This is a genomic window from Mesorhizobium sp. GbtcB19 (genome assembly GCF_019091085.1).
Lineage (GTDB): Bacteria > Pseudomonadota > Alphaproteobacteria > Rhizobiales > Rhizobiaceae > Mesorhizobium.
This window is the reverse complement of sequence record NZ_JAGXJY010000012.1, coordinates 82,573-104,774: the sequence shown is the minus strand read 5'-3', so window position 1 is coordinate 104,774 and position 22,202 is coordinate 82,573. Positions and strand designations below refer to the sequence as shown.

21 protein-coding genes are annotated in these 22,202 nt (G+C 65.5%); 10 read left to right on the top strand and 11 right to left on the bottom strand.

Going from position 1 to position 22,202, the window contains the following annotated elements:
• Nucleotides 1-151: 151 nt before the first annotated feature.
• The 4 genes from rplT to infC form a co-directional block, all read right to left on the bottom strand.
• Nucleotides 152-553, bottom strand: coding sequence for a 50S ribosomal protein L20 (gene rplT / locus KVT37_RS20465; RefSeq protein ID WP_027053776.1), 402 nt, complete (start codon nt 551-553; stop codon nt 152-154).
• A gap of 37 nt (nt 554-590) precedes the next feature.
• On the bottom strand, nt 591-794 hold the full coding sequence (gene rpmI / locus KVT37_RS20460; RefSeq protein WP_027166935.1) for a 50S ribosomal protein L35: 204 nt from the start codon (nt 792-794) through the stop codon (nt 591-593).
• A 326-nt stretch (nt 795-1,120) separates the two neighbouring features.
• Nucleotides 1,121-1,768 carry an isoprenylcysteine carboxylmethyltransferase family protein gene (locus KVT37_RS20455; RefSeq protein ID WP_217576359.1) on the bottom strand — a complete coding sequence of 216 codons (648 nt, stop codon included), beginning with the start codon at nt 1,766-1,768 and terminating at the stop codon, nt 1,121-1,123.
• A gap of 228 nt (nt 1,769-1,996) precedes the next feature.
• The gene (gene infC / locus KVT37_RS20450; RefSeq protein ID WP_095819095.1) at nt 1,997-2,533 is read right to left on the bottom strand and encodes a translation initiation factor IF-3; all 537 of its coding nucleotides are present in this window, start codon (nt 2,531-2,533) and stop codon (nt 1,997-1,999) included.
• Nucleotides 2,534-2,748: 215 nt separating this feature from the next.
• On the opposite strand from infC, the gene KVT37_RS20445 reads away from it, so the two are divergent.
• The 4 genes from KVT37_RS20445 to KVT37_RS20430 all read left to right on the top strand — a co-directional run bounded on the left by KVT37_RS20445 (nt 2,749) and on the right by KVT37_RS20430 (nt 6,171).
• A complete protein-coding gene (locus tag KVT37_RS20445; protein ID WP_217576357.1) occupies nt 2,749-3,519 on the top strand; it encodes a carboxylesterase in 771 nt (256 codons plus the stop codon).
• Nucleotides 3,520-3,521: 2 nt separating this feature from the next.
• On the top strand, nt 3,522-4,664 hold the full coding sequence (locus tag KVT37_RS20440; RefSeq protein ID WP_217576355.1) for a benzoate/H(+) symporter BenE family transporter: 1,143 nt from the start codon (nt 3,522-3,524) through the stop codon (nt 4,662-4,664).
• A 115-nt stretch (nt 4,665-4,779) separates the two neighbouring features.
• Nucleotides 4,780-5,259, top strand: coding sequence for a DUF2852 domain-containing protein (locus KVT37_RS20435; protein WP_217576353.1), 480 nt, complete (start codon nt 4,780-4,782; stop codon nt 5,257-5,259).
• A gap of 120 nt (nt 5,260-5,379) precedes the next feature.
• On the top strand, nt 5,380-6,171 hold the full coding sequence (locus KVT37_RS20430; RefSeq protein WP_217576350.1) for a M48 family metallopeptidase: 792 nt from the start codon (nt 5,380-5,382) through the stop codon (nt 6,169-6,171).
• A 255-nt stretch (nt 6,172-6,426) separates the two neighbouring features.
• Here the strand turns inward: KVT37_RS20430 and KVT37_RS20425 are convergent, their stop codons facing one another.
• Complete coding sequence (locus KVT37_RS20425) at nt 6,427-6,645, bottom strand: hypothetical protein (protein ID WP_217576348.1); 219 nt, start codon at nt 6,643-6,645, stop codon at nt 6,427-6,429.
• Between the two features lie 109 nt (nt 6,646-6,754).
• On the opposite strand from KVT37_RS20425, the gene KVT37_RS20420 reads away from it, so the two are divergent.
• The 6 genes from KVT37_RS20420 to KVT37_RS20395 all read left to right on the top strand — a co-directional run bounded on the left by KVT37_RS20420 (nt 6,755) and on the right by KVT37_RS20395 (nt 12,491).
• Nucleotides 6,755-7,414 carry a phosphoribosylanthranilate isomerase gene (locus tag KVT37_RS20420; RefSeq protein ID WP_217576346.1) on the top strand — a complete coding sequence of 220 codons (660 nt, stop codon included), beginning with the start codon at nt 6,755-6,757 and terminating at the stop codon, nt 7,412-7,414.
• Nucleotides 7,415-7,440: 26 nt separating this feature from the next.
• A complete protein-coding gene (gene trpB, locus KVT37_RS20415; RefSeq protein WP_217576344.1) occupies nt 7,441-8,661 on the top strand; it encodes a tryptophan synthase subunit beta in 1,221 nt (406 codons plus the stop codon).
• A gap of 2 nt (nt 8,662-8,663) precedes the next feature.
• Nucleotides 8,664-9,503, top strand: a complete 840-nt coding sequence (gene trpA / locus KVT37_RS20410; RefSeq protein ID WP_217576342.1) for a tryptophan synthase subunit alpha — start codon at nt 8,664-8,666, stop codon at nt 9,501-9,503.
• A gap of 39 nt (nt 9,504-9,542) precedes the next feature.
• The gene (gene accD, locus KVT37_RS20405; protein ID WP_217576340.1) at nt 9,543-10,469 is read left to right on the top strand and encodes an acetyl-CoA carboxylase, carboxyltransferase subunit beta; all 927 of its coding nucleotides are present in this window, start codon (nt 9,543-9,545) and stop codon (nt 10,467-10,469) included.
• A gap of 222 nt (nt 10,470-10,691) precedes the next feature.
• Nucleotides 10,692-12,017, top strand: a complete 1,326-nt coding sequence (locus KVT37_RS20400) for a folylpolyglutamate synthase/dihydrofolate synthase family protein (protein ID WP_217576338.1) — start codon at nt 10,692-10,694, stop codon at nt 12,015-12,017.
• A 54-nt stretch (nt 12,018-12,071) separates the two neighbouring features.
• Nucleotides 12,072-12,491 carry a VOC family protein gene (locus KVT37_RS20395; protein ID WP_217576336.1) on the top strand — a complete coding sequence of 140 codons (420 nt, stop codon included), beginning with the start codon at nt 12,072-12,074 and terminating at the stop codon, nt 12,489-12,491.
• 24 nt (nt 12,492-12,515) lie between these two features.
• Here KVT37_RS20395 and KVT37_RS20390 read toward each other — a convergent pair whose 3' ends face one another.
• From KVT37_RS20390 to tsaE, 6 genes are all read right to left on the bottom strand, one after another.
• The gene (locus KVT37_RS20390) at nt 12,516-12,797 is read right to left on the bottom strand and encodes a cupin domain-containing protein (protein WP_027166948.1); all 282 of its coding nucleotides are present in this window, start codon (nt 12,795-12,797) and stop codon (nt 12,516-12,518) included.
• Between the two features lie 129 nt (nt 12,798-12,926).
• Entirely contained in the window at nt 12,927-13,250 is a 324-nt protein-coding gene (trxA, locus tag KVT37_RS20385) for a thioredoxin (RefSeq protein WP_217576334.1), read from the bottom strand.
• 74 nt (nt 13,251-13,324) lie between these two features.
• Nucleotides 13,325-16,837 (bottom strand): double-strand break repair helicase AddA, encoded by a 3,513-nt coding sequence (gene addA / locus KVT37_RS20380; RefSeq protein WP_217576332.1) that lies wholly within the window; start codon nt 16,835-16,837, stop codon nt 13,325-13,327.
• Nucleotides 16,834-19,953, bottom strand: coding sequence for a double-strand break repair protein AddB (gene addB / locus KVT37_RS20375; RefSeq protein ID WP_217576330.1), 3,120 nt, complete (start codon nt 19,951-19,953; stop codon nt 16,834-16,836). Before addB ends, addA begins: the two co-directional genes overlap by 4 nt.
• Nucleotides 19,950-20,687 (bottom strand): nucleotidyltransferase family protein, encoded by a 738-nt coding sequence (locus KVT37_RS20370; RefSeq protein ID WP_254634146.1) that lies wholly within the window; start codon nt 20,685-20,687, stop codon nt 19,950-19,952. Before KVT37_RS20370 ends, addB begins: the two co-directional genes overlap by 4 nt.
• Entirely contained in the window at nt 20,684-22,195 is a 1,512-nt protein-coding gene (gene tsaE, locus KVT37_RS20365; protein WP_217576328.1) for a tRNA (adenosine(37)-N6)-threonylcarbamoyltransferase complex ATPase subunit type 1 TsaE, read from the bottom strand. The genes KVT37_RS20370 and tsaE overlap by 4 nt, the downstream gene beginning before the upstream one ends.
• Nucleotides 22,196-22,202: the final 7 nt, after the last annotated feature.

The window sequence follows — 22,202 nt, the reverse complement described above, 5'->3', positions numbered from 1 at the left end:
AAGCTCTCTCGATTGATGACTGGCATTGCAGCGTCACCATTTTGGTTACGCGGGTGCCATTTTGGTTGCATCGGGCATAAGAAAAACCCGCGCCAGCCGAGCCAGCGCGGGTTCCCCAAATCAGTCCTAAAAATGCTTGGGAAGCGCTGGCTTAGGCGACAGCGCTCTCAAAAGCATTCGGCGTGGTGTTCTTCAGATATTCGAGCGCGACCTTGGCCTTGGCCACCAGTGCGGCGAAAGCCTGCGGCTCGTGGATGGCCATGTCCGACAGGATCTTGCGGTCGATCTCGATGCCGGCCTTGTTGAGGCCGTCGATGAAGCGGCCATAGGTCAGGCCGTGCTCGTGGGTCGCCGCGTTGATGCGCTGGATCCACAGCGCGCGGAACGAGCGCTTGCGGTTCTTGCGGTCGCGGTAGGCGTATTGCAGCGACTTCTCCACCGCCTGCTTGGCGATGCGAATGGTGTTCTTGCGACGGCCGTAGAAACCCTTGGCGGCTTTCAGGACCTTCTTGTGCTTGGCGTGGGCGGTAACGCCTCTCTTTACGCGTGCCATGTCATGATCTCCTTAAAACGTTGTCCAGGCCGAGGGATTAGAGGCCGTTCGGCAGAAAATTCTTGATGACCTTCTTGCCGTCCGGTTCAGCCAGAACCATCGTGCCGCGGGCATCGCGAATGAACTTGTTGGAACGCTTGATCATGCCGTGGCGCTTGCCGGCGGCAGCCGACAGCACCTTGCCGGTGGCAGTAATCTTGAACCGCTTCTTGGCGGCCGATTTGGTCTTCATCTTGGGCATTTTGCTACTCCGTATTGGTGGCGCACCATCGCGCTTCTTTTCTCGCTTCGGGCCGACCAAAGCCCGAAAAGCAAATGAAACCGCCACGGCATGCCCTGCCGGGCGGTTTTCTTGGAACGGCGGTCCTATAGATCAAACAGGGCGCGGGTGCAACACCTCGCCGTGCGACGCGCTGTCCTGCTGGGTAGGGTGGTTGAGATTCAGGTCAGGCCAAGACGAAAATGGTGGGTTCCGAGAACCGGATCGGAGCGTACTTAAAGTACGTGAGCACCGGAAGCGCAGGAAGCCGCCATTTGCAGGCCGGCCTCACCTGAATATCAGCCACCCTAGGGCAGGGTGAACCATACCGGCAGCATCCCCGACTGCTGCATGCCGTCGATCAGCTCGAAGGCCGGCAGCGCCACCAGGAACACCAGCCCGTCGAGCAGCGTGTTCAACAAGAGGCGGGGCCTGAAGCTGCCGGTATCGCCTTCCTGGTAGAGCGAGAGCTTGGGGAAGAAGCGCGGCACCTTGGCGAGATAGGCCTGGTAAGGCGCGCCGAGCACTTCTTTCAGATACCGCTCCTCGCGCAGGATGACGATGTGGAAGGCGCCGGCGCAAAGCACCGAAAACAAGACGATGCCGGTGAAGGAGCCGATCTGCGCGCCGACGCCGGCGGCCGCCACCGTCGAGAACAGATAGAGCGGGTTGCGGGTGATCGAATAAGGCCCGCCGGTGACGACCTCGGCCGATTTGCGGCCGCCGATATAGAGCGTCGACCACAGCCGCCCGACGATGCCGAGGAAGATCAGCAGCACGCCGAACATCTCGATCGACTCGTGCATTGGCGTGTCTGGCGGAAAGGAAGACTGGCCGAACAGCAGCGCGGCAAACAGCACCACGACCAGCACCGCCAGCACGATCCGGCGCATGTGCTGGTAGCCGCCCAACCCTTCGTTGCGGTTGTCGGCAGGGACCTTCACTTCATCGACCATGACCCATCCGATCGCGTTTGCTCGTGATCAGGGAAACCCGATCGTCGATTGGCTCGCGATCGAGGAACTCGATCGTCGAGTAGCGATCGGATTGAAAACAGGCGCCCCGCCGATCGTCGGGACGCCGTGCCCGGCAATTCGGGCGGATTTGAGAGCGGATGCAACGCGGCCCGGCAACTCGCGAAAGCGTGATGGGCGCGACGGTGTCGACGGCCGCGCCTTCCTCGATCAGCGCGGCGCCAGAACCATCATCATCTGGCGGCCTTCGAGCTTCGGCTCGGCCTCGACCTTGGCGATGGTGGCCACTTCCTCACGCACCTTGTTCAGAAGCTGCATGCCGAGCTCCATATGCGCCATCTCGCGGCCGCGGAAGCGCAGCGTCAGCTTGACCTTGTCACCTTCCTCGAAGAAGCGGCGCACCGCCTTCATCTTGGTGTCGTAGTCATGGCTGTCGATGTTCGGGCGCATCTTGATCTCCTTGATCTCGATGACCTTCTGGTTCTTGCGCGCTTCGGCCGCCTTCTTCTGGTTGGCGTATTTCAGCTTGCCGAGATCGAGGATCTTGACGACCGGCGGCACCGCATTGGGCGATATCTCGACGAGATCGAGCCCGGCCTCTTCGGCGAGCAGCAATGCGTCGTTGATGGAAACATCGCCGCGGTTCTGGCCTTCGGCGTCGATGAGCTGGACCCGGGGAACCCGGATGTCTCGGTTGGAGCGCGGGCCGTCCTTGGTGGGCGCCGCTGCTTTAAAAGGTCTGCGAATGGTCGTGGTCTCCTCGGCCGTTTCGTTCAGGGTTTCTGTAGAGTCAAAATAGGTGGACGCGCCTATGTGGTGAGCGCGGGGCGTGAGTCAATAGCATAGCCGCGCCGGAAAATCACCTGCCGCCTGGCAATTGTCTGCACCAAGCAAAGAAATGCCGCGAGCACTTTTCGTTGAACCACCGCCTGTGTCAAAAGACCGGCCGAGAGGACAAGGTCATGACCGCCAGCGCTCCGGTATTCATCGATGTGGACGGGTCGAAGATCGCCGTCCGGCAGGCGCGGGGCGCGGCGCCTGGCGTGGTCTGGCTCGGCGGCTACAAGTCCGACATGCTTGGCACCAAGGCCGAGACGCTTGCCGCCTGGGCCAGCGGCGAGGGCCACGCTTATCTTCGCCACGACTATTCAGGCCATGGTGAATCGGGCGGCGAATTCGCCGACGGCACCATCTCCAGATGGCTGGCCGAGAGCCTCGCCGTCTTTCGCCGCTTCGGTAAGGGCAAGCAGGTCCTTGTCGGCTCATCGATGGGGGCCTGGATCGCGCTGCGCATGGTGCAGGAACTGCGCAAGGCGGGTGACGACCGCGTTGCCGGGCTTGTGCTGCTCGCCCCGGCGCCGGATTTCACCGTCGAGCTGATCGAGCCGGTGCTGACCGGCGCGCAACGGCAGGATTTGCAGGAAAAGGGCTTCTTCGCCGAGCCGTCCGATTATTCGGACCAGCCTTATATCTACACGCGCGCGCTGATCGAGGACGGCCGCGCCAACCGGGTGATGACCGGGCCGATCGACACGCATTGTCCGGTGCACATCCTGCAGGGCCTGGCCGATCCGGACGTGCCTTCGGGCCATGCCTTGAAGCTCGCCTCCATGCTGCCCGCCGACGACGTGACGCTGTCCTTGATCCCGGACGGCGACCATCGCCTGTCCCGACCCGAGGATCTCGATATGCTGAAGCGCGCCGTCGGCGACATGGTCAGGCGGGCCAGCTGACGATGCGCGTTTCGATCCCGATTTCCGCCTTTGTCGCGGCGATCGTCGGCTTTGGCGGGACGCTCGCCATCGTCATCGCCGCCGCCAAGGCGGTCGGCGCGACGCAGGTCGAGACCGCGAGCGGCGTGACCGCGATCTGCCTTGCCATGGCGATCGAATGCCTGTGGCTGTCCTGGCGCACGAAAATGCCTGTCATCACCGCCTGGTCGACGCCGGGTCTGGCGCTGGTCGCCGCCTCCAGCGGCTTCACCATGCCCGAAGCGGTCGGCGCTTTCATCGTCACCGGCGTCCTGTTGATCGCCACCGGCCTGTTCAAGCCGTTGACCAGGCTGATCGCGCGGATACCGGCGTCCGTCGCCTCCGGCATGCTGGCCGGTATCGTCGTCACCTTCGCCATCAATGCGGTGAAGGCTATCCCGGCGGACCCCTGGCTCATCCTGCCGCTGATCGCAGCGTTTTTCGTCATCCGCCTGTTCAACCCGTCGCTGTCGGTGCTGGCGGTACTGGTCGGCGGCGGGCTCGCCGCCTTCCTCACCGGCCGTGTCGGCGGCCTGCCGGCGCCGGAATTGTCGACGCTGACGCTGATTGCTCCTGTTTTCACCGCCAAGGCGATCGTCGGCCTGGCGCTGCCGCTCTATCTCGTCACCATGGCCTCGCAGAACCTTTCCGGCCTCGCCGTGCTGCGCGCGGCCGGCTACCACCCCGAACCCGGACCGCTGATCGGCGTCACCGGCCTGTTTTCGCTGCTGTCGGCGCCATTCGGCGCCGCCACCACCAATCTGGCGGCGATCTCGGCGGCAATCTGCACCGGCCCGGACGTGCACCCCGACCCCGCCGAGCGTTGGAAGACCGGGCCGTTCTATGCGCTGGCCTATCTGATCTTCGCGATCTTCGGCGCTTCGCTGGTGGCGATCTTCGCCGTCCTGCCCCAGAGCCTGATCGTACTGGTCGCCGGGCTGGCGCTGATGGCGTCCTTGGCCAATGCCCTGTCGATCGCGCTGAGGGACGAGGCGGAGCGCATGCCCGCCACCATCACCTTTGCCGTCACCGCCTCCGGGCTCACCCTGTTCGGCGTCGGCGCGGCGTTCTGGGGCCTTGTCGCCGGCATGGCAGTGCTTTTCCTCGACAAACTCAAAAAGCGATAATCATTTCAGGCGCTTCGCCGGTTTTGGCCGGATTTGTCTTGAATAGCCTATTTCGCCTTCCCATTTCGATTCCACGCAGCCGGATTGGCTGTCTCCAACGGAAGGATTGGGAGAAATGAACACGAGTGCATTGATCCGTCCGGCCTGGACGCCGGCCACCATCGCGCTGATGGTTATCGGCTTCATGGTGTTCTGGCCGCTCGGCTTCGCCATGCTCGCCTACATCATCTGGGGCGACCGGCTCGAGGGCTTCAAGCGCGACGTCAACCGCGCCACGGACGGCATCTTCGCCGGCTGCCGCCGCGGTTCCGACAAGGCGGCCCGCTGGGGCCACGGTTCGACCCGCACCGGCAATGTCGCTTTCGACGACTGGCGCGAGAAGGAGCTCGAGCGCCTGGCCGAAGAACGCCGCAAGCTCGACGAGATGCTGACCGAGTTCGACGACTATGCCCGCGAACTGCGCCGCGCCAAGGATCAGGACGAGTTCGACCGCTTCATGGCCAACCGCAACAAGCATACCGCGCCGACCACTACCGAGTCGGGCGATAAGCCTGCTTCCAAGCGCGGCAAGGGTACGAACCTGCTCGACGACTGAGATCCCGCGACAGGTCTCGGCATGATATGCGGCGTCGCGTCTAGCGGCGCCGTTTCTTTTTTGTTCTCTATGTGGCACCCCTCCACTGGCCGTTTTTTTCGAATCGCGTATCGTCCAGCCATGACCCTCGGCTTCTTTCGCAATCTGACCAAGCCCAAGGCCGCGCCCGTCGTGGAGCGCGCCAAGCAAAAGGCCGCGCCCGTCGTAGAGCGCGAACATTGCGTCGCCGGCCGCACGCTGCCGCTGAAAATCGTCGAAAGCGCCAGGGCCCGGCGGCTGACGCTGCGCATCGATTCCGGTGGCCAGGGCCTGCGCGTCACCGTGCCGCCCGGCTTGCGCCGCGGCGAGGTCGAGAAATTCCTCGACCGCCATCAGGACTGGCTGGAGCAGCGCCTGGCCAAGGTGCCGACGAGGCCGCAGGTGCGCCCGGGCATCAGGATTCCGGTTCGCGGCGTGCCGCACCGCATCGTGCATGAGCCTTCGAAGCGCGGCACCATCACCGTGGCGCGCGACGACCGCGGCCCGCTTTTGATCGTCCATGGCGAGCGCATCCATCTGCCGCGCCGCATCGCCGATTACCTCAAGCGCGAGGCCAAGAAGGAGATCGAGAAGCTGGTGGTCAAGCACACCGAGGCGATCGGCAAGCGCGCCAAGGCGATAAGGTATAAGGATACCTCCAGCCGCTGGGGGTCATGCACTTCGGAGGGCAACCTCTCCTTCTCCTGGCGCATCATGATGGCGCCGCCGGCGGTGATAAACTACCTGGTGGCGCATGAGGTGGCGCATCTCAAGGAGATGAACCACGGCCCGAAGTTCTGGAAGCTGTGCGAGAAGCTTTGCCCGGATACCGACCGCTGCAAGGACTGGCTGAAGCGGAATGGCGGGGCGTTGCAGGCGATTGTGTTTGAGTAGCTCTCCCCTGCTGCTGCGCGCATGCGCGCAACGTTTGAGACGACGGAGTTCCTTCGCGCCCCCCCTCTGCCCTGCCGGGCATCTCCCCCACGAGGGGGGAGATTGGATGTCGCGACCTCTTTCGCCAATCATCGACGTTGCAAGAGAGGTGCCGCCGGCGGAGCTGCTGATCTCCCCCCTTGCGGGGGAGATGGCCGGCAGGCCAGAGGGGGGTGCTGTCCCGCCAGCGTCTACCGGGTTCAGGACGCAACTTCCTCAATCATCATTCGCCGCGTTCAACTCCTCCGGCCGCAACCCTTCGTGGCCATGTTGCGGCCATGGCAGGAAATTCCGGTCGAAGGCATCGCTGCCAAAATAGTCCAGCGCCCGGTGCGCCTCGGCGCCGTCGAAAGCGGCCTTGTCCATCAGATGCGCGATCACCTCGCGCGCCTGCGCGATCTTCTGCCTGAGTTCGGCGATGGTCTGGTCGGCCATGACTGTCTGCTCCCGCCTGTGCTTCCTATATCAAGGTAGTGTTTTCCGCAGAGCCGGCAACAGCATGCTTTTTCTCGACTCTCGCGGCTTTTCGTGCCAAGCCCGGCCCATGACGCTCGACATCAAGATCTGCGGATTGAAGACCGACGCCGCGATGGCCGCCGCCCTTGCCGGCGGCGCCAGCCATGTCGGCTTTATTTTCTTCGCCAAGAGCCCGCGCTATGTCGAGCCGGCCGAGGCCGGGCGGCTGCGCGAAACGGCGCGCGGCAAGGCGCTCGCGGTTGCCGTCACCGTCGATGCCGACGATGCATTCCTGGACGACATCGTCGCAAAAATGCAGCCGGACATGCTGCAGTTGCATGGTTCCGAGACGCCCGAGCGGGTGGCGGAGCTCAAGGCGCGCTACGGCCTGCCGGTCATGAAGGTGTTTTCGGTCAGCGAGGCTGCAGATCTCGACCGCGTAAAGCCGTTCGCCGGCATCGCCGATCGCTTCATGTTCGACGCCAAGCCGCCGAAGGGATCGCAACTCCCGGGCGGCAACGGCGTCGCCTTCGACTGGCGCATCCTTGCCGGCCTTGACGCCGGGCTTGATTACATGCTTTCCGGAGGGCTCAACGCCGCCAATATCGGCGATGCCCTGAGACTGGCCAATCCACCCGGAATAGACATTTCGTCCGGCGTGGAAAGCGCTCCGGGCGTCAAGGATCCGGCGCTGATCGAGCAGTTTTTCCGGGCCGTCAGGGCCGCGCGCGACGACCGCGCCGCCTGAAGCACATTCACATTAGGAGAGCGGCGATGAACAAGCCGGCTATGCCCAATTCCTTCCGCACAGGACCCGACGAGCAGGGCATGTTCGGCATTTTCGGCGGCCGTTTCGTCGCCGAGACGCTGATGCCGCTGATCCTCGACCTCGAGGAGCAGTGGAACAAGGCCAAGACCGATCCGGAGTTCAAGGCCGAGCTGCAGAATTTGTCGACCCATTATGCCGGGCGGCCGTCGAAGCTCTATTTCGCCGAAGGCCTGACGAAACATCTCGGCGGCGCCAAGGTCTATTTCAAGCGCGAGGATCTGAACCACACCGGCTCGCACAAGATCAACAATTGCCTCGGCCAGATCCTGCTTGCCAAGCGCATGGGCAAGAAGCGCATCATCGCCGAGACCGGCGCCGGCCAGCATGGCGTCGCCTCGGCAACCGTCGCGGCGCGTTTCGGCTATCCTTGCGTGGTCTACATGGGCGCCACCGACGTCGCCCGCCAGAGCCCGAACGTCTTCCGCATGAAGCTGCTCGGCGCCGAGGTGCGGCCGGTCACCGCCGGCCATGGCACGCTGAAGGACGCCATGAACGAGGCGCTGCGTGATTGGGTCACCAATGTCGAGGACACCTATTACCTGATCGGCACGGCCGCCGGCCCGCATCCCTATCCGGAGCTGGTGCGCGACTTCCAGTCGGTGATCGGCTCCGAGGCGCGCGCGCAGATTCTGGAACAGGAGGGCCGGCTGCCGGACGTGATCATCGCCGCCGTCGGCGGCGGCTCCAATGCCATCGGCCTGTTCCACCCCTTCCTTGACGACAAGGATGTCCGCATCATCGGCATCGAAGCAGGCGGACGCGGCCTCGACGGCGTCGAGCATTGCGCCTCGATGAACGCCGGCAAGCCCGGCGTGCTGCACGGCAACCGCACCTATCTCCTACAGAATGCCGACGGCCAGATCCTCGACGGCCATTCGATCTCGGCCGGCCTCGACTATCCGGGCGTCGGTCCGGAACATTCCTGGCTGCGTGACTCCGGCCGTGTCCAGTACGAGCCGATCCTCGATGACGAGGCGCTGGAAGCCTTCCAGCTCACCACCCGCGTCGAAGGCATCATCCCGGCGCTGGAATCGGCGCATGCCATCGCCCATGCGATGAAGATCGTGCCCAAGATGGACAAGGACCAGCTCGTCATCGTCAACCTGTCCGGCCGCGGCGACAAGGACGTGCACACGGTGGCCAACATGCTGGGCATGGAGATCTGACAATGACCACCCGCATCGACCGCCGCATGGCGAAACTGAAGGCCGAAGGCCGTCCGGCTCTCGTTACCTACATCATGGGCGGCGACCCCGACTACGACACCTCGCTGTCGATCATGAAGGCGCTTCCTGCCTCGGGCAGCGACGTCATCGAACTCGGCATGCCGTTCTCCGACCCAATGGCTGACGGGCCGGCCATCCAGGCGGCTGGCCTCAGGGCACTGAAGGGCGGCCAGACGCTGGCCAAGACGCTGAAGATGGCGTCCGATTTCCGCGCCAGCGACAATGACACGCCGATCGTGCTGATGGGCTACTACAACCCGATCTACATCTACGGCGTCGACCGCTTCCTCGCCGACGCCAAGGCAAGCGGCATCGACGGCCTGATCGTTGTCGACCTGCCGCCGGAGATGGACGAGGAGCTCTGCATTCCGGCGCTGAAGGCCGGCGTCAACTTCATCCGCCTGGCGACGCCGACCACCGACGACAAACGCCTGCCCAAGGTTTTGGAAAACACCTCCGGCTTCGTCTATTACGTCTCGATGACCGGCATCACCGGCTCGGCGCTGGCCGACACCGCCAAGGTCTCGGCGGCGGTCACCCGCATCAAGGGCCACACGGCCCTGCCGGTCTGCGTCGGCTTCGGCGTCAAGACCGCCGAGCAGGCGCGCGTCATCGGCGCCTCGGCCGACGGCGTCGTGGTCGGCACGGCGATCGTCAACGCGATCGCCAATGTGCTTGGGCCGAAGGGCGAGAAGACAGCCGATCCGGCCGAAGCCGTCGCCACCCTGGTCAGCGGCCTTGCCCAGGGCGTCCGCTCGGCCCGCCTTGCTGCCGCCGAATAGTTTTCCTACCTCTTCCTCACAGGGACAGGAGCCGAAGCGATGAACTGGATCACGAACTACGTTCGCCCGAAGATCAATTCGATGCTCGGCAGGCGCACCGACATGCCAGAGAACCTCTGGATCAAGGATCCCGAGACCGGCGAGATGATCTTCCACAAGGATCTCGAATCCAACCAGTTCGTCATCCCGGCTTCCGGCCACCACATGAAGATCTCGGCCAAGGAGCGGCTGAAATACTTCTTCGACGACGGCAAATACGAGACACTGGAAAATCCCAGGGTCGTCCAGGATCCGCTGAAGTTCCGCGACGAGAAGCGCTACACCGACCGCCTCAAGGAGGCGAAGGCCAAGACCAGCCTGGAGGATGCGATCCTCAACGGCGCCGGTACCATCGACGGGCTGCCGGTCATCGTCACCGTGCAGGATTTCGCCTTCATGGGCGGCTCGCTCGGCATGGCCGCCGGCGAAGCCATCGTGCATGCCTTCGAGGTCGCGCTGCAGCGCAAGCGGCCGCTGATCCTGTTCGCGGCCTCCGGTGGCGCCCGCATGCAGGAAGGCATCCTGTCGCTGATGCAATTGCCGCGCACCACCGTGGGCGTCGACCGGCTCAAGGAAGCCGGCCTGCCCTATATCGTCGTGCTGACCAATCCGACCACCGGCGGCGTCACCGCTTCCTACGCCATGCTGGGCGACGTCCAGATCGCCGAGCCCGGCGCGCTGATCGGCTTTGCCGGGCCGCGCGTCATCGAGCAGACCATTCGCGAAAAGCTGCCTGACGGTTTTCAGCGCGCCGAATATCTGATGGAGCATGGCATGGTCGACATGGTCGTCTCTCGCCTCGAAATGCGCCAGACCATCGCGCGGCTGTTGAGGATGCTACTGAAGGTGCCGGAAGCCGAAAAGCCGCTCGAGCCGGAGATCCTGCCGCCGGCGGTGGTCAATACTGAGGCGCGGCCATCGGCCTGACGCGACATCCTTGGTCGCGCCGCCCTGATTGCTTCACGCGTTGCGTGCTGTAGCCTCTGATTTGCGCATGGCCGTTCCGAAACCGATTCCCGGTTTCGGGGCCATGCGCTAAAGCAATTCCAGGAAAAGTGTGAAACGGTTTTCCGTCCGGAATTGCGTCAACAAAAAAGAGAGAGCGGTTCTGCATTTCCATGAAATGATGAACCGCTCTAGGATTCCATCATGACAACGCTTTCCGCCGAACGCGAAATCGAACATCTGATGACGCTGCATCCGAAAGGCTTCGACCTTTCGCTGGACCGCGTCACACGGCTTCTCGAACGCCTCGGCAATCCGCAGGACCGGCTGCCGCCGGTCATCCACATCGCCGGCACCAATGGCAAGGGCTCCTGCGCCGCCTTCTCGCGCGCGCTGCTGGAAGCGGCCGGCCATCTCGTCCACGTCCATACCTCGCCGCACCTGGTGAACTGGCATGAGCGCTACCGGCTGGCGGCCGAAGGCGGCGGCAAGCTGGTAGAGGACGATATTTTCGCCGAGGCCATCGCCCGCGTCGCCGAGGCCAATGGCGGCCAGAAGATAACCGTCTTCGAGATCCTCACCGCCGTCACCTTCATCCTGTTTTCGGAACATCCGGCGGAGGCGGCGATCATCGAGGTCGGCCTCGGCGGCCGCTTCGACGCCACCAACGTCGTCAAGCGGCCGGCGGTTTCTGTGATCATGCCGATCTCGATGGATCACGAGGCCTATCTCGGCGACCGCGTCGAGCTGATCGCGGCCGAAAAGGCCGGCATCATGAAGCGCGGCTGCCCGGTGGTGATTGGCGCCCAGGAAAGCGATACCGCGCTTCAGGTGCTGATCGAGACGGCCGAGCGACTGGATTGCCCGACGGTGGTTTATGGCCAGGACTTCCTCGCCTTCGAGGAGAACGGCCGCATGGTCTACCAGGACGAGGACGGGCTGATGGACCTGCCTTCGCCACGCCTGCCCGGGCGTCATCAATACGCCAACGCCGCGGCGGCGATCGCCGCGGTCAAGGCGGCCGGCTTCGAGATCAGCCATCGCGCCGCCGAAAAGGCGATGACCCATGTCGCCTGGCCGGCGCGCATGCAGAAGCTGACCCAGGGCAAGCTTGTCGACCTCGCGCCGAAGGGCGCGGAGATCTGGCTGGACGGCGGCCACAATCCCGGCGCCGGCATCGTCATCGCCGAGGCGCTGGCCGAGCAGGAGGAAAAGAACCCGAGGCCGCTGGTCCTGATCTCCGGCATGATCAACACCAAGGACCAGACCGGCTATTTCAGCGCCTTCAAGGGCCTTGCCCGCCATGTCTACACCGTGCCGGTGACCAGCAGCGATGCCGGCGTGCCGAACGACGAGCTGGCCTTGCGTGCCGAAGAGGCCGGGCTGTCGGCCGAGCCGGTCAGCTCCGTCGCCAGCGCGCTGATGCTGTTGCGCGACTCATGGGACGGCCCGGCGCCGCGCATTCTCATCGGCGGCTCGCTCTATCTCGCCGGCGCGGTGCTGGCCGAGAACGGCACGCCGCCGACATAAGCTGAGATCAAGATAGTGCTGCGGATGTCGGCGGGGGGCCGAAAGGAACCGGCCATGATCAAGGTCAAGCAGCTCGCCCATGTCTGCATTTTCGCGCATGACCTGGAGGCGACGCGCCGCTTCTACCGCGACGTGCTCGGCATGGAAACGCGGTTCAATTTCCTGCGCGACGGCAGGATTTTCGGCTTCTATCTCGATTGCGGCGGCCGCAGCCAAGTCGAGGTGTTCGAGAAGACTGAGGCCAGTTTCAGCGAGACCAACCAGATCAACCATTTCTGCCTGGAGGTGGAGGACATCGACGCCGCCATCGCCCACATCCGGTCGCAAGGCATCGCAGTGACGCCGAAGAAGCTCGCCTGCGACGATACTTTTCAAGCCTGGATCGCCGACCCCAACGGGGTGAAGATCGAACTGTTCGAATACACCGGCAAAAGCGCGCAGTTTACCGGCGGAGATCGCGTCGCCGACTGGTGACGGACCTGGATTGGTCGTGAGAAGCTACTTCAGCTCGATCTCGATGAAGGCGTATTCGCCGTCATTGGCGTTGATGACGTCGTGCTCGACGCCTTCCCTGCGGAAATAGGGAGCGCCTTGCTTCATCTCGGCGAAGGACTCGCCGTCCTTGGTCACCAGCTTCACCTTGCCGTCCATCAGGGGCACCACGACATAGTCGTGGCCGTGGCGATGCCAGCCGGTGTTGGCGCCGGGCGCGAAGCGATATTCGGTGACGATCACCCGCTCATTGTCGACATGGACTGTGGCCTTGGCTGTTCCGGTCATGGAGCTCTCCTTTTGCGCTAGCAAAGGAGATGGCGTGCCGAAACGTCAGGGCCAGAGCGCCGTCAGCGATGGCGCCAAAGAAAAGCCCGGCGCGATGGCCGGGCTCGTTCTTGAATTTTTCGGATTGGCTCAGGCGATAGCGCCGTTGATCCAGTGCGACAGCGCGGTCTTCGGTGCCGCGCCGACCTTCATGTCGGCCACTTCGCCACCCTTGAAGATCATCAGCGTCGGGATCGAGCGCACGCCGAACTGCGCGGCAAGCTCGGGATTCTCGTCAATGTTGAGCTTGGCGATCTTGACCTTCCCGCCGAGCTCCTTGGCGATCTCTTCCAGGGACGGGCCGATCATCTTGCACGGGCCGCACCATTCCGCCCAGAAATCCACCACAACCGGCTCCTTGGCGTTGAGCACATCGGCCTGGAAATTGCCATTGTCGACCTTGACGGTGGCCATGCTGAAATCCTTTCGAAAACTCGGGTTGCACCAAATGTGGTGGTTGTGGCGGCGATGTTCAAGCAGTTCTTGTGTCACGCTGCCGTGAGTCGGGCAAGGGCGTCGTCCATGACCTTGGCCGGTAGCTCGATCAGCCGCGGCGCTTCGGTGAACAGCAGCGCCGCCGTCACCCCGCGCCCGGGATAGAGCGGCTGAAGCAGCGCGCGGTAGAGCGCGAGCTGCAGCACGTAGGCAGGCGGCACCTCCGCCAGCTTCCCGGGTGCCGGCCGATTGGTCTTGTAGTCGACGATCGAGACGCTTTCCGGCGTGACCGCCAGCCGGTCGATCTTGCCGGAGATCGAGCGCAGCTTGCCCTTCACCTCGAGGCTGCCCATGATCGCCACTTCGGCGCGCGAGGACGGCGAGAACAACGGGCCGAAGCGGACGTCGGACAGGATCGACAGCACCGCCTCCAGCGCCTTGTCACGCTCACCATCCGGCCAGTCGGCACCGGCGCGCGCCAGATAGCGCTCCGCAGCCTCCCGCCTTTCCGCCTCGGCAATGCCGGGCAACATCTGCAGCAACTTGTGCAAGGCAAGGCCCCGCACCACCGCGAAGCCCGGCTCGGCGGCGGCGTCGAGCACCGGCGAACGCGTGTCGGGGAGAACTTCCTTCGCTTCATCGATCAGCGCCGAGGCGCCGGAAGGCGAAAGCGGCCGCGGCAGCTCCTCATAGGGCGGCAGCGGCCGGAACAGGTTTTCGGGCAGCGGCGCGGTGTGTTCGAAGGGCCCCGCCTCCTCGACGCCCGTCAGCGCCACCGGCGGCAGTTTCGTCATATGGAAGCGATGCACGGCCACATCGGCCGTCGCGGGATGCCGGCGTTCGGCACTTTCGGGGGCGCTCAGCAAAGCCCGGCTGACGATCGAATGCCAGGTGCCGGGGCTTGGCTGCCGCTTGCCGTGATAGCCGCAGACGACCAGCCGGTCCTCGGCGCGCGTCATGCCGACATAGAGCAGCCGCCGGTATTCGTCATCCGCCAGCTCGCGCGCCCGCGCCGAAGCCGCCTTCGAGACGCCATTGGCGACGTCGCTGGCCGAGCGCCAGAGATAACCCTTGCCTTTCCACTCAGCGCCCGAGCTTTCGAACGGCATCAGCCGCGGCAGATGCTGGTCGCTGAACGGCGCCGAGCCGCCATCGACGAGGAAGACGACCGGCGCTTCGAGGCCCTTGGCGGCGTGCACGGTCATGACGCGGACTTCGTCGCGCGTCTGGTCCATCTCGCGTTTGATCTCGGGACCGGCATTTTCCAGTGTCGACAGGAAGGATTCCAGCCCCGGCAGTCCAGTGCGTTCCTCGGCCAGGCAGAAGCTCAGGAATTCGTCGAGGATGTCGCCGGCCTCCGGCCCGAGCCGCGCCGTCATCTTGCGCCGCAACCCGTCGCGCGCCAGCGCCGCGGCATAGAATTCGAACACCGGCTTGAACGCCACTTCAGTCGCCCAGGCGTCGAGCCGGCTAACGACTGCGGCGAGGCCCACATCTTCGGTCGCATGCTGCCGCAGCGAGGCAATCAGCGACTGGCCCTTCGGCCGCTCGCCGGTAAGCGCCAGCAGCGTTTCTTCCGAAACCTCGAAGATCGGGCTGCGCAGCACGGCGGCCAAGGAAAGGTCGTCCTCCGGCTGGATGAGGAAATGTCCAAGCGCGATCAGGTCCTGCACGGCGATATGGCCGGGCAGGCTCAGCCTGTCGGCGCCGGCGACCGGGATCTGGCGGTTCTTCAGGCTGCGCGACAGCGCATGGACGAAGCGGTCGCGCTTGCGCACCAGGACGAGGATGTCGCCGGCGGTCAGCTTCCTGCCCTTGCCTTCGATGATTTCGCCATTGCGCAGCCAGCTCTGGATGGTCGTCGCCACATGCTCGGCCACCCGCACGGCCGGCGCGCTGGCATGGTTGACCGGCAAGGTCCAGTCGTCCGGTTCCTCGACCATTTCGGCGCCGACCGATGGCCACACCTCGACATAGCCCGGCGCGTCATTGCGGATCGCCTTGTGGCTGAGTGGATCCGGATCGTGGCTGATGCCGCGCCTGATCCCCGGCTCGGCGAAGACGCGGTCGACTGCCGCCAGCACATCGTCGCTCGACCGGAACGACCAGGTGAGCTTCAAATTGGCGAAGGCGGCTTCCGCGTCGCGAACGCGGCCGGCAAACAATAGCCGGCTTTCGGCAAAGGAATCAGGTGCTGCGCCCTGGAAGGAGTAGATCGACTGTTTCTCGTCGCCGACGGCAAACACCGTGCGCCTGACCGCCTCGCGCTGGCCTAGCCCGGCAAAAAACTCCTCCGTCAGCTTCTTCACCACTTCCCACTGGTCCGGGCTGGTGTCCTGCGCCTCGTCGAGCAGGATGTGGTCGATGCCCTGGTCGAGCTTGAACTGCACCCATGGCCCGGCATCGGGCCGCGACAAGAGGCTGACCGTGCGGGTGATCAGGTCGTTGAAATCGAGGAAGCCGCGACCGCGCTTCAACTGCTCGTAGCGCGCGATCAGCCAGCCGGCGACCGCGAGCGCCGCAGCAGTCCCTTCCAGCATGCGGAACAGCGCCAGCCGGTCCGACACGTCGAGGATCGCCTTGGCCGCCGCCAGGTAGCGTTCCGGCAGATCCGGCAGCCGGTCGACCAGCGCCTTCTTGAATATCTTGGGCGGGTCATAGGGGTCGCCGTCCGCCTTGAGAAAGGCCTTTGCCAGCAGCCGCAGCCGGCGGATCGGATCGGCTTCGGCGAATGCGCCGCGCGCATAGGGGACGACATTGTTCAGCACCTGCCGCGCGTCGGTGGCTTCGGCGGCCTGCGCGAATTCGGCGAACTGGCCGGGCGCGAAGCCGGGCAACGGCCAGAGGGAAGCGGCGATGTCCTCGGCCGTCTGTCCGTGCCTGAAGCCGAATTCGGCGAACAGCGGCCGGAAATCCCGATCCTTGCCGAGCCTGGCGACGAAGTCGCGCAGTTCGTCGCGCTTGCTGACGATTTCGGCAAGCAGTGAATCCAGCCCAAACTCGCCGCCGCGCTCCAGAACGGTGGCGAAGGCTTCCGCCAGGCCCTCGACGCCGGCGCCCGCGCCCGAGATCATGTCGCGCCGGGCATCGCCGAACAGCGAGGCTTCCATCTGCGGATCGAGCATCTCGAAATGCGCCGGGATGTTGGCTTCGAGCGGGAACTGATGCAGCACCGATTCGCAGAAGGCATGGATGGTCTGGATCTTCAGTCCGCCCGGCGTCTCCAGCGCCTCGGCAAACAATCGCCGCGCGCGCCGCATCATGTCGCGGTCGGCGGCCCGCCCGTCGAGCGCCGCGATCCTGGCCGCCAGCTCAGCATCGGGCAGCGCCGTCCATTCCGACAGCGTCGAGAAGACACGGTTCGACATGTTGGCGGCAGCCGCCCGCGTATAGGTGAGGCACAGGATCTTCGACGGGTCGGTGCCGTTGAGCAGCAGCCGGATGACGCGTTGCGCCAGGACATGCGTCTTGCCCGAGCCGGCATTGGCCGACACCCAGGCGGAATTGGCCGGGTCGGAGGCGCGCGCCTGGCTGGCGGCGGTATCGGAGGGGATCGGATATTTCATCCTTCCGCCTCGTCTTCGCTGGCGCCGCCGGCCGACCATTCCAGCACGCGCGCCAGGTGGTCGTAGTCGCCGTCGGCTTCGCCCTCGCGGAAAGGCAGCGCGCGCGACAGATAGCCGGTGGTCGGGTCGGCATAGTGGAAGAGCAGCCGTTCCAGCCGCGCCCAGGCTTCCTCGGAAAGGTCATTGGCGGTGCGGGGCTTGCGGTTGTATTCGAGGATCGATTCCTCGAACACCTCGCCATTCGGCTTCAGCCGCACGAAGGCAAGCTGCGAAGGCTCGCGAATGCCGAGCTCCTTGAAGGCGCCACGCCGGAGCAACGCGCCTTCCAGCGCCAGCTGCGGCGACAGCAGCGTGTGCGCCTGCGCTTTCGAGGGCGAGGAGCCGGTCTTGTAGTCGAGGATGTCCGCCATGCCGCCGGCAAGCAGGTCGACGCGGTCGGCGTAGCCGGACAGCGTCACGCCGGTGCGGCCGACCACCGTTTTCTCGGCGCGTTCCTCGGCATGGCGCCGGGCAACGGCATCGGCCCGGCCATGCTCCCATTCGATGATGTTTTCGGCGAGCTTTTCGAAACGCGGCCACCAGACAGCCTCGATGTCGGGTGGAAGCTTTGCGTCGGCAAAGCAAACACGACCCGCCTCGATGAGGCTTGCCAGCGCGTTCGGCGCTCTTGGATCCTCGACCCGCCGCGAGAACAGATGCAAGATTTCGTGGAACAGCGTGCCGCGTTCGGCGGCGCCCGGATCGCGGATCAGCGGCTCGAGCGGCATCAGGCCGAGGATGCGCCGCGCATAGACCGCGTAGGGGTCGCGGCGCAGCGTCTCGATCTCGGTGACCGAGAAGTGCCGCGGTCGCTGGCTGAGCGGCGGCTTAGGCTGCGGGCGCGCCGCAAAATCCTTCCTTTCGCCCGCGTCTAGCGCGCGTGCCCAGGCAAGCAGCGCGTCGCCGCGCCCGCGCAATACCGTCGCCGGCTCCTTGCCGATGAAGGTCAGCATGCGCTGCAGCCAGCGCGACGGCACCGCCGGTGCATCGCCGGAGCGCGCCGAACGCGTCAGCACGACCTCTTTCGTACCCATCGCCATCTGGAAATCATGCGCGGCAAGACCGATGCGGCGTTCCGGCGGCTCGAGATCGATGCCGGTCTTCATCAGCCGCGACATGAAGCGGTCGCTCTCGGGTTTGCGCGGCCAGACCCCTTCATTGAGCCCGCCGATGACCAGCGTATCGACGTTCTGCAGCCGGGCTTCCAGCGCGCCCCAAATGGCGATGTTGCGGTCGGTGCCCTGCGCCGGCTTCACCGTCTCCGGCGCGATCAGCGCCTCCATCACGTCGGGCCATTCGCCGGCCGCGAATGTGAAGGGCGAGGATGCGGCGACCAGCCCGCGCAGCAGATCGGCGAGTTTTTCGCCGGCGTCGCCGGCATAAAGGTCGGTCAGGCTGCCATCGACCGCGCGGCCCAGATCCTCCAGCGCAACCACGCTCGCGCGCGTCAGTGTTGTGATATCGGCGTCGTTCTCCTGGCGCGTCGCCGTCAGCGGTGAGAGCGCGTTGATGAGGCGGCTAAGCATGCCTTGCGCCTGCTCGATGCCGCGTACGGACAGGCGCGAAAACCAGAAAGGCTGCCTTGTGTCGCCGCTCAGCTCCGCGAGCCGTGTCTCGAAAAGCGCGTCGAGAGATGCGACATCGGGCCGGCCCGTGCCTCCCCGCAGGGCGACCAGCTCGACGAGTTCGGCGGCCTTGCGCACGCTCCGGCGTTCCAGGCCGAGCCCGAGCAGCGGATGCTTGAGCAAGGCGAGCAGGCCCACCGGATCGCCGGGCCGGAACGCGGCGCTGAGCGCCAGCCTGAGCAGGCTGGCGGCCGGCGTGTTGGCGAGCGGCGCGCCGCCGGAATCGTCGGCGACGACGCCGAAGCGCAGAAGCTCGGCCGAAACCCGCCGCGCCAGCGCGCGGTCGCCGGTGACGAGCGCCGCGCGCTTGCCCGGCGTCTCGACGGCGCGCTTCAGCGCGATGGCGATTGCCGCCGCCTCGTCGCGTTCGTTCGCCGCCTCCACCAGCGTCACGCCGGCAAGCGCCTGTTCGACATCGCTCGCCGTGAAGCGTGGCCGCGTCTCGGTCCAATACTCCGTGGTTTCGGCCGGCCGCAACGCTTCGCCGACAAGAGCCGCGCGCAGCGCAAGCGGAGATGGCGCCGCGACGATGTCCTCGACATCGCGGCGCGGAATGCCGATACCGCCGAGCAGCTTGGCGAGGCCGTATTGCGGGTGACCCAGCGTCGCCGGGCGCGCGCCGGGCGCCGTGATCGCGGCGAAGGATGCCTCGTCCAGTTCGCGGTCGAGCCCCGGCAGCACGACGGCGCCGTTGGGCAGTCCGGCGATCACGCCAAGCAGCTCGGCCGTGGCGGGAATGGAACCGGTCGAACCGGCAGCAATCACCGGTCCTGCCGGCGGATTGCGCTTCAGCCGCGTCGCCTCCAGGCGGATCAACGCGCTGCGATGCGCCGCGGGGTTCGAGCGGTTGCGTTCTTCTAGCAGCTTCGGCCAGTTGTCGGTGACGATGCCGAGGAAATCGAGCGTCACCTGCCACCATCCGGCGAGGTTGCCGGTGACCAGCGTCGCGAGCTTCGCCCAGTCCGTGCCTTCGGTCTCGATCTCGTCCATCAGCCCGGCAAGGTCGCGCGCCAGCCAGATTGCGTCCGCGGCCGAGGTCGGCACGACGAATTCCTCGTCGAACCGAGCCCGGACATGCGCCGGCAGGCTTTCCTTCCAGGCGCGCACCAAAGGCGCCAGCAAAAGCAGCCGCTCCTGCGCGGCGATCGGCGGTGCAAGCTCGATGGCCGGCGCCGATTCGGCGTCGAAGGCCGCCTCGTCCTCGTCGAACTCGCCGAGCGGCCGCACCGTCGGCAGGATGGCCGAGCGCTGCCCAAGCCGGTCGACGAAGGCGCCACGCAGCGCCCGCGCCGCGCGCCGCGTCGGCACATAGATGGTGGCGTCGGCGAGCGCCAGCGGCTCGCCGTCGAAGCGGAAGCCGGGGATCAGGCGCCCGTCGAGCAACGCCTCCGCCAGCGTCGGCAGGAACGGCGCTCCGGGTGGGATGGAAAGGACGCGGCGCGCGCCGCTCATACCGCCTTCGCTAGGGCGCCGGCGACGGCCGCCTCGGCGGCGGGGATGGCGTCCGGCGTGCCGACGGTGATCCAGCGTCCGTGCATCTTGATGCCGAACAGGCGCCCGGCGGCGATCGCCTTGTCGAAATAGACATTGAGCGAATGCGAGCCTGTGGGCGCACCCTCGAAAATGCGCGGATGGACGATCGCAGCGCCTGCATAGATCAGCCCAGCCGGGTCGCCCTTCGAGCGCTGGAGCGCGCCGTCGGGCGCCACCAGGAAATCGGTGCCGATGCAATGCCCGGTCGCTGAGTCGAGATCGGTAAGCATCAGCAGAATATCCATTCTGGCGGCGTCCCATGCAAGGGCGAGACGCTCGAGGCTGGGTTTGCCGCTGTCGATCCAGAAGGTATCGGCGTTGATGATATAGAAGGGTTCGCTGCCAAGCAGCGGCAGTGCCTTGACGATGCCGCCCGCCGATTCGAGCAGCGCCTCGCGCTCGTCGGAGATGACGATCTTCGGCGCTTTGCGGCTGGCGACATGCTCGACGATCTGCTCGGGCAGGTAATGCACGTTGACGACGGCCCTGGCGATGCCGGCCGCCTCGAGGCTGTCCAACCCCCAGTCGAGCAAGGTCTTGCCGGCGATCGTCACCAGCGGCTTCGGCATCGTGTCGGTGATCGGCCGCATGCGCTTGCCAAGCCCGGCCGCCAGCACCATCGCGGTCGTCGGCGTCATGGTTGGGGGCTTCATGGGACCCGTTCCTCGAGCAGACCGTGGGCCATGTAGAATTCCTTCAGGCCAGCCAGCGCCGGATGCGCCAGCGCCCGCCTTAGATAATCGCGGATGCGCGGCAGGTGTTTCAGATAGTAAGGCTTGCCGTCGCGCTTTTCGAGCCGCACGAAGATGCCGAGGATCTTCGAATTGCGCTGAGCCGCCATGATCGCATAGGCCTCGGCGAAGCCGGCCTCGTCGAAGGCGCCGGTTGCGCGCCGCGCCGCGACATAGGCAGCCACCGTCCGCCGCTCGATCTCGGGCGAGACGGTGACGCGCGCATCCATGGCAAGCGAAGCGACGTCATAGGCCGCTGGGCCGATCAGCGCGTCCTGGACGTCGACGATGCCGAGCCGGTCGAGGCCGGATCGCTCCGCGCGCCAGATGATGTTGGGCGAATGGAAATCGCGCAGCGTCAGCGTGTATTCGCTGCCCGCGAGGCGATCGAGGAGCTCATTCCACACCCGGTGATAGCCTGCCCGCAATTCGCTGTCGGGCTGCTCGCCGGTAATCCATGGCACATACCAGTCGACCAGCAGGTCGGCCTCGATCAGCATGGCTTCCCGATCGAAAGGCGGCACGTCGTGGAACACGCCGGGCGCGGCCGCCATGCGCGCGGGCCATTCCTTGCCATGCATCATGGCCAGCAGTTCCGCTGCTGCCTCATAGCGCTCGGCGATCGGCTGGCCGTCGCCGCTCAAAAAGCCTTCCGAGCCGAGATGTTCGATGAGCAGAAAGCCCTGGTCGAGGTTCTGGGCATGGATCACCGGCACGCTGACGCCGGCCGCAAGCAGTGCCCTGTCGATGGCGACGAAGGCCGCGACCGATTGCGCCGTGTGGGCGATCACAGCATAGGGCTTGCCGTCGCGCACGGGCGGGCCGAGCACCAGGCGCGGCGAGTTCATCAGCACGCGCGGCGCCTGGCCGGGCAGCGCGACGATCTCGTAGGAGCGGGCGGAAGCGTCGCCGACGAAGTGGCGGCGGCTGGCTTCGCCCCATCCGGCGGAAGCCAGGAAGTCGCGCATGGCCAGCGATCTCGCCACGCGCTCGAAGACCGGTCCCTGGCCCGACAAACGCGCAACGCGGCCTTCACCATGCTCGGCCAGATCGACCCACAGCGCGCTTGTCGGCAGTCGGTCTCCGGCCCGTTCCGGCCATTCGACGAGCGCCGTACCTTGGCTCAGCGCATCATCGAGGCCGAGCTCGTCGAGCTCATCCGGCGCCGACAGCCGGTAGAGGTCGAAATGGTGGACGGGAACGCGCGTCTCGTAGCTCTGCACCAGCGTGAAGGTCGGGCTCGGCACTTCGAGATTGGCGTCGTCGGCGAGCGCCCGGATCAACGCGCGGGCCAGTGTCGACTTGCCGGCGCCGAGATCGCCCTTGAGTGCGATCGCGTCGCCGCCGCGCAACGCCATGGCGAGATCCTCGCCAAGCCTTGCCGTTGCCGCCTCGTCGGCGAGAAAACGCTCGAGCACCATCCCTGTCATATAGGCT